Below are 6,033 nucleotides of genomic sequence, written 5' to 3' on the forward strand. Positions count from 1 at the left end.
CCCTTAGAGTACTTCCGGAGCCAGCGAGATGATCTTCATATGGTTCTTGGCGCGAAGTTCGCGCGGAACCGGTCCGAAGATACGGGTGCCGATCGGCTCTTTCTTGTTGTCGATGAGGACCGCTGCGTTGTTATCGAAGCGGATGACGCTGCCGTCAGGGCGGCGGATGTCCTTGGCGGTGCGAACGACGACGGCCTTCATCACGTCGCCCTTCTTGACGCGGCCGCGCGGGATCGCTTCCTTGATCGAAACGACAATGATGTCGCCGATCGAAGCGTACTTGCGCTTGGAGCCGCCCAGCACCTTGATGCACATGACACGACGCGCGCCGGAATTATCGGCAACGTCGAGGTTTGTTTGCATCTGAATCATGTCAGGTCGCCTTCTTGTAATGACCGGAACGGTTGGGCCGAGGCCCCCTTTTCCGGCTCATGGACATATTTATTTTGTTGCGCGGGATTGGGTCTTGCCAAGGCGGTTTCCCCGGATGGGACCTTCCCTGCGCTGCAAAGCAAAAGAACGCCCGTGACCGGGCGTTCTGCGCCAATGCGCTGCTTAATACAGGTTTCCGCGCCGAACACAAGGGCCAGGCGCGGATCACTGCAAATTAAGCGTGGGCGGAGATCACCGTCCAGCACTTATCCTTGGAAATCGGCGCGCACTCCTGGATGGAGACGACATCGCCGACCTTGAACTGGTTGTTTTCGTCGTGTGCCTTGTACTTCTTGGAACGACGGACGGTCTTTTGGAGCAGCGGGTGAGCGAATCGACGCTCGACCCGGACAACTACCGTCTTGTCGTTCTTGTCGCTGACCACGACGCCCTGCAGAATGCGCTTCGGCATATTGTTCTTCCCTTAGGCCTTTGCTTCTGCCGCCTTCTGGCGGGCAATGGTTTTCACGCGAGCGATGTCCTTGCGAACCTCAGTGATGCGCGAGGACTTCTCAAGCTGACCGGTGGCCTTCTGGAAGCGCAGGTTGAACTGCTCCTTCTTGAGCTCCGCAAGCTTGTCCTTGAGCTGATCGGCCGTGAGGCCGCGTACTTCTTCGGCTTTCATGTGCCTGACCCCTTACTCTGCGATGCGCTGAACGAAGCGCGTCTTGACCGAGAGCTTGGCGGAGCCCAGACGAAGCGCCTCGCGGGCGATTTCTTCCGAAACACCGTCAATCTCGAACATCATGCGACCGGGCTTGACCTTGCATGCCCAGTATTCCACCGAACCCTTGCCCTTACCCATACGAACTTCGGTCGGCTTTGCCGTGACCGGAACGTCCGGGAAGACGCGGATCCAAACGCGACCAGCGCGCTTCATGTAGCGGGTGATCGCACGACGAGCTGCCTCGATCTCACGAGCGTTGACGCGGTTCGGTTCCAGAGCCTTGAGGCCGAATTCACCGAATGCCAGGTCGAAGCCACCCTTGGCCACGCCCTTGATGCGGCCCTTGAACTGCTTGCGGTACTTGGTACGCTTTGGCTGCAACATTTTCTTACTTCTCCGAGCTTATCTTTCGCCAGCGCCTATCAAGCGTTTTCGCGACGACGATCACGGTCACGGCTTGCCGGACCCTGAGCATCGCCTTCGAGAGCGCGACGTTCGGAAGCCATCGGATCGTGCTCAAGGATTTCGCCCTTGAAGATCCAGACCTTGATGCCGCAGATGCCGAATGCGGTTTCGGCTTCAGCCGTACCGTAGTCGATGTCTGCACGCAGCGTGTGAAGCGGAACGCGACCTTCGCGGTACCATTCCGTACGAGCGATTTCCGCGCCGCCGAGACGGCCTGCGCAGGTGATCTTGATGCCTTCGGCGCCAAGACGCATCGCGGACTGCACGGCGCGCTTCATGGCGCGACGGAAGGCCACGCGGCGTTCCAGCTGCTGGGCGATCGACTGGGCAACGAGCGTTGCGTCGACTTCCGGCTTGCGCACTTCAACGATGTTGAGGTGCGTTTCCGAAGAGGTCATCTCGGAAAGCTTCTTGCGAAGCTTTTCGATGTCGGCGCCCTTCTTGCCGATGATGAGACCCGGGCGGGCGGAGTGGATCGTGACGCGGCACTTCTTGTGCGGACGCTCGATCACCACCTTGGCAATGCCGGCCTGCTTCAGTTCCGACATCAGGAAGGCGCGCATCTTCAGGTCTTCGTGCAGAAGCTGGCCGTATTCGGCGTTGTCTGCAAACCAGCGGCTATCCCAGGTACGGTTGATGCCGAGGCGGAAGCCGATCGGATTGATTTTCTGGCCCATTATGCGGCCTCCCCTTTTTCCTCGACTTCACGAACCACGATGGTCAGGTGCGCGAACGGCTTCTCGATACGGGAAGCGCGGCCGCGGCCACGGGCGTGGAAACGCTTCATCGTGATCGACTTGCCGACATAGGCTTCCGATACGATCAGCGCGTCGACGTCGAGGTCGTGGTTGTTCTCGGCGTTGGCGATAGCCGACTCGAGGGTCTTCTTCACCTGACCGGCAATGCGCTTGCGGGAGAATTCGAGCTCGGCGAGCGCGCGTTCAACCTTCTTGCCGCGGATCATGGCGGCAACGAGGTTCAGCTTCTGCGGGCTGACGCGAAGCGTACGGGCAACTGCCTGTGCCTCGTTGTCCTTCAGCCGGCGTTCGGTCTTTGCCTTCGCCATGATTACTTCCTCTTTGCCTTCTTGTCCGCGCCATGACCGTAATAGGTCCGGGTCGGAGAGAATTCACCGAACTTGTGGCCGACCATGTCTTCGTTGACGCTGACCGGAACGTGCTTGCTGCCGTTGTAGACCCCGAAGGTGAGGCCTACGAACTGCGGCAGGATCGTGGAGCGGCGGCTCCAGATCTTGATGACTTCATTGCGGCCGCCTTCGCGCACCTTCTCAGCCTTCTTGAGAAGATAGCCGTCGACGAACGGGCCTTTCCAAACTGAACGAGCCATATCTGACTTCCTTCTCTTACTTCTTCAGCTGATGGCGCGAGCGCATGATGAACTTGTCGGTCGACTTGTTCGAACGTGTGCGCTTGCCCTTCGTCGGCTTGCCCCAGGGGGTGACCGGGTGACGGCCACCGGAGGTGCGGCCTTCACCACCGCCGTGCGGGTGGTCAACCGGGTTCATGACGACGCCGCGAACGTGCGGACGCTTGCCCCGCCAGCGCGAGCGGCCGGCCTTGCCATCGTTGATGTTGGTGTGTTCCGGGTTGGAAACCGCACCAATCGAAGCGAGGCAGGTGCCGTGAACCAGGCGCTGTTCGCCGGAGTTCAGGCGCAGGATCGCCATGCCCTGGTCACGACCGACCAGCTGGGCGTAGGCGCCAGCCGAACGGGCGATCTGGCCACCCTTGCCGGGCTTCATTTCCACATTGTGGATGATGGAGCCGACCGGGATGTACTGAAGCGGCATCGCATTGCCGGGCTTCACGTCAACGGCCTTGTCGGACGCGATGACCTTGTCGCCGACAGCAAGACGCTGCGGAGCCAGGATGTAGGCCTGTTCGCCGTCGGCATAGCTGACGAGAGCGATGAAGGCAGTGCGGTTCGGGTCGTATTCCAGACGCTCGACCGTACCTTCCACGTCGAACTTGCGACGCTTGAAGTCGATCAGGCGGTAGGTACGCTTGTGACCGCCGCCCCGGAAGCGCACGGTGATGCGGCCCAGGTTGTTGCGGCCGCCCTTCGAGGTCAGACCCTCGGTCAGCGACTTGACCGGCTTGCCCTTGTACAGACCGGAACGGTCGACAATGACCAGCTGGCGCTGGCTCGGAGTCGTCGGGTTAAAGCTTTTCAATGCCATTGTTCTTCTTCCCTACCTCAGACGCCCGTCGACACGTCGATGGACTGACCTTCGGCGAGCGTCACGACGGCTTTCTTGACGTCCTTCTGCTTGCCGATGAAGCCGCGGAAACGCTTGGTCTTGCCCTTGCGGACGAGCGTGTTGACGGCCGTGACCTTGACGCCGAAGAGAGCTTCCACAGCGGCCTTGATTTCCGGCTTGCTGGCACCCTTGGCAACGTTGAAGACGACCTGGTTGTATTCCGAGACCAGCGTCGACTTTTCGGTGATCGCCGGAGAGACGATCACATCATAGTGGCGAAGATCCGTCATTTGAACCGCTCCTCCAGAGCCTCAACCGCTGCCTTGGAAAGCACCAGCTTGCCGCGACGCAGGATGTCGTACACATTGATGCCCTGTACCGGCAGAACATCGATGTTCGGGATGTTCTGGGCAGCGAGCTTGAAATTGTTGTCGAGTTCCGAACCGCCGATGATCAGCGCATTCGTCAGGCCGAGCGTTGCGAGCGTGCCGGCAACAACCTTGGTCTTGGCTTCGGCAGCAACGACCTGATCGATGATGATCAGTTCTTCAGCCTTCAGCTTGGCAGACAGGGCGTGACGGAGCGCCAGGGCGCGAACCTTCTTCGGCAGGTCATGCTCGTGGCTGCGGACAACCGGGCCGTGAGCCTTACCACCGCCGCGGAACTGCGGCGCACGAGCCGAATGGTGACGAGCGCGGCCCGTACCCTTCTGCTTGTACATCTTGGAGCCGGTGCGAGCGACTTCGGAGCGGCCCTTGGCCTTGTGGGTCCCCTGCTGCTTCTTGGCAAGCTGCCAGCGGACCATGCGAGCCAGGATATCCTGGCGGGGATCGAGGCCGAAGATCGCGTCAGACAGGGAAACCTTGCCGGCGTCTTTGCCCTCGAGGGTCGTGACGTTGAATTCCATGTTCCTAAGGCTCCCTTACTTCGCGGCCGACTTGATGGCGTCGCGGACGATGATCCAGGAGCCCTTCGAACCGGGAACGGCACCCTTGACGAGGATCAGACCGCGGTCTTCATCAGTGGAAACCACTTCGAGGTTCTGGGTGGTGACGCGCGTCTGGCCCATGTGACCAGCCATGCGCTTGCCCTTCCAGACCTTGCCCGGGTCCTGGTTGTTACCGGTCGAACCGTGCGAACGGTGCGAAACGGACACACCGTGCGTGGCACGCAGACCGCCGAAGTTGTGGCGCTTCATGGCGCCGGCAAAGCCCTTACCGATCGTGGTGCCGGTCACGTCGACCAGCTGGCCAGCCGTGAAGTGGCTGGGCGTTACCGCAGAACCAACATCCATGAGGTTGTCGGCATCGACGCGAAACTCGACGAGCTTCTGCTTCGGCTCGACCTGGGCAACGGCGAAGTGGCCGCGCAGTGCCTTGCTCGTATTCTTGACTTTCGCCTGGCCAGCGCCAAGCTGAACGGCCGTGTAGCCATTCTTTTCGACGGTGCGCTGCGCAACAACCTGGCAGTTGTCAACGCGCAGAACCGTTACCGGTACATGCTCGCCAGCGTCGTTGTAGACGCGGGTCATGCCGACCTTCTGTGCAATTACACCTGAACGCATCGGTTCAATCCTTCTCACTCAGCCCGAGGAAGACCTCAGAGCTTGATTTCCACGTCGACGCCGGCGGCGAGATCGAGCTTCATCAGCGCGTCAACCGTCTGCGGGGTGGGATCCACGATGTCGAGCAGACGCTTGTGCGTGCGCATTTCGAACTGCTCGCGGCTCTTCTTATCGATGTGAGGGGACCGGTTTACCGTAAACTTCTCGATGCGGGTCGGAAGCGGAACGGGGCCCCGGACGCTAGCACCGGTGCGCTTCGCCGTCGACACGATCTCGCGCGTGGAAGCATCGAGGATCCGATGATCGAACGCCTTCAGGCGAATGCGGATATTTTGGCCGTTCATTCGACGTTATCCTTGTTCTGTGTTCTTCCCCGATACCAACAGCACGGCACGGGGCGTTTCTCTCTAAAGGCGGACCACCGGTTTCAAAGATCGAGGGGGACAGAACGGCCAGCTCCGCTGGTCGCTATCCCCATCCACTCTTCGGGCCTGAAGCCCACCTTTTGGATTGGTCTGCCCGCTTCGAATACGAAGCAGGCGGCAAATCGCGCTCGCGCGCCATTTGCTACATTTCTGTGTCACAAGCAAGAGCCCGAAAGCCAAAGCCTGCAATTTTTTGTCTGCAATGAGCCAAGGGACAGGAGTTACCCCCTGCCCCTTTGGCCGAATTACTCGACGATGG

General features: G+C 60.2%; 12 protein-coding genes. All 12 read right to left on the reverse strand.

The window, feature by feature from the left end; translation table 11 throughout:
* Positions 1-3: 3 nt before the first annotated feature.
* The gene (rplN, locus tag FNA46_RS25430; protein ID WP_007770138.1) at positions 4-372 is read right to left on the reverse strand and encodes a 50S ribosomal protein L14; all 369 of its coding nucleotides are present in this window, start codon (positions 370-372) and stop codon (positions 4-6) included.
* A 235-nt stretch (positions 373-607) separates the two neighbouring features.
* Positions 608-844, reverse strand: coding sequence for a 30S ribosomal protein S17 (rpsQ, locus tag FNA46_RS25435; RefSeq protein WP_143128036.1), 237 nt, complete (start codon positions 842-844; stop codon positions 608-610).
* 12 nt (positions 845-856) lie between these two features.
* The gene (rpmC, locus tag FNA46_RS25440; protein WP_143128037.1) at positions 857-1,057 is read right to left on the reverse strand and encodes a 50S ribosomal protein L29; all 201 of its coding nucleotides are present in this window, start codon (positions 1,055-1,057) and stop codon (positions 857-859) included.
* Between the two features lie 12 nt (positions 1,058-1,069).
* Positions 1,070-1,483 carry a 50S ribosomal protein L16 gene (gene rplP / locus FNA46_RS25445; RefSeq protein ID WP_015915745.1) on the reverse strand — a complete coding sequence of 138 codons (414 nt, stop codon included), beginning with the start codon at positions 1,481-1,483 and terminating at the stop codon, positions 1,070-1,072.
* Positions 1,484-1,521: 38 nt separating this feature from the next.
* The gene (gene rpsC, locus FNA46_RS25450) at positions 1,522-2,241 is read right to left on the reverse strand and encodes a 30S ribosomal protein S3 (protein WP_143128038.1); all 720 of its coding nucleotides are present in this window, start codon (positions 2,239-2,241) and stop codon (positions 1,522-1,524) included.
* Positions 2,241-2,630 (reverse strand): 50S ribosomal protein L22, encoded by a 390-nt coding sequence (rplV, locus tag FNA46_RS25455; RefSeq protein ID WP_143128039.1) that lies wholly within the window; start codon positions 2,628-2,630, stop codon positions 2,241-2,243. Before rplV ends, rpsC begins: the two co-directional genes overlap by 1 nt.
* A 2-nt stretch (positions 2,631-2,632) precedes the next feature.
* A complete protein-coding gene (gene rpsS / locus FNA46_RS25460) occupies positions 2,633-2,911 on the reverse strand; it encodes a 30S ribosomal protein S19 (protein WP_075627127.1) in 279 nt (92 codons plus the stop codon).
* A gap of 16 nt (positions 2,912-2,927) precedes the next feature.
* The gene (gene rplB / locus FNA46_RS25465) at positions 2,928-3,764 is read right to left on the reverse strand and encodes a 50S ribosomal protein L2 (RefSeq protein ID WP_143128040.1); all 837 of its coding nucleotides are present in this window, start codon (positions 3,762-3,764) and stop codon (positions 2,928-2,930) included.
* A gap of 17 nt (positions 3,765-3,781) precedes the next feature.
* Positions 3,782-4,075, reverse strand: coding sequence for a 50S ribosomal protein L23 (locus FNA46_RS25470; protein ID WP_143128041.1), 294 nt, complete (start codon positions 4,073-4,075; stop codon positions 3,782-3,784).
* A complete protein-coding gene (gene rplD / locus FNA46_RS25475; protein WP_143128042.1) occupies positions 4,072-4,692 on the reverse strand; it encodes a 50S ribosomal protein L4 in 621 nt (206 codons plus the stop codon). The genes FNA46_RS25470 and rplD overlap by 4 nt, the downstream gene beginning before the upstream one ends.
* 15 nt (positions 4,693-4,707) lie before the next feature.
* Positions 4,708-5,349: a 50S ribosomal protein L3 gene (gene rplC / locus FNA46_RS25480; protein ID WP_143128043.1), complete on the reverse strand. Its 642-nt coding sequence runs from the start codon at positions 5,347-5,349 to the stop codon at positions 4,708-4,710.
* A 35-nt stretch (positions 5,350-5,384) separates the two neighbouring features.
* Complete coding sequence (gene rpsJ, locus FNA46_RS25485) at positions 5,385-5,693, reverse strand: 30S ribosomal protein S10 (protein WP_003547547.1); 309 nt, start codon at positions 5,691-5,693, stop codon at positions 5,385-5,387.
* Positions 5,694-6,033 lie beyond the last annotated feature (340 nt).

This window comes from Affinirhizobium straminoryzae (genome assembly GCF_007004135.1).
Lineage (GTDB): Bacteria > Pseudomonadota > Alphaproteobacteria > Rhizobiales > Rhizobiaceae > Neorhizobium > Neorhizobium straminoryzae.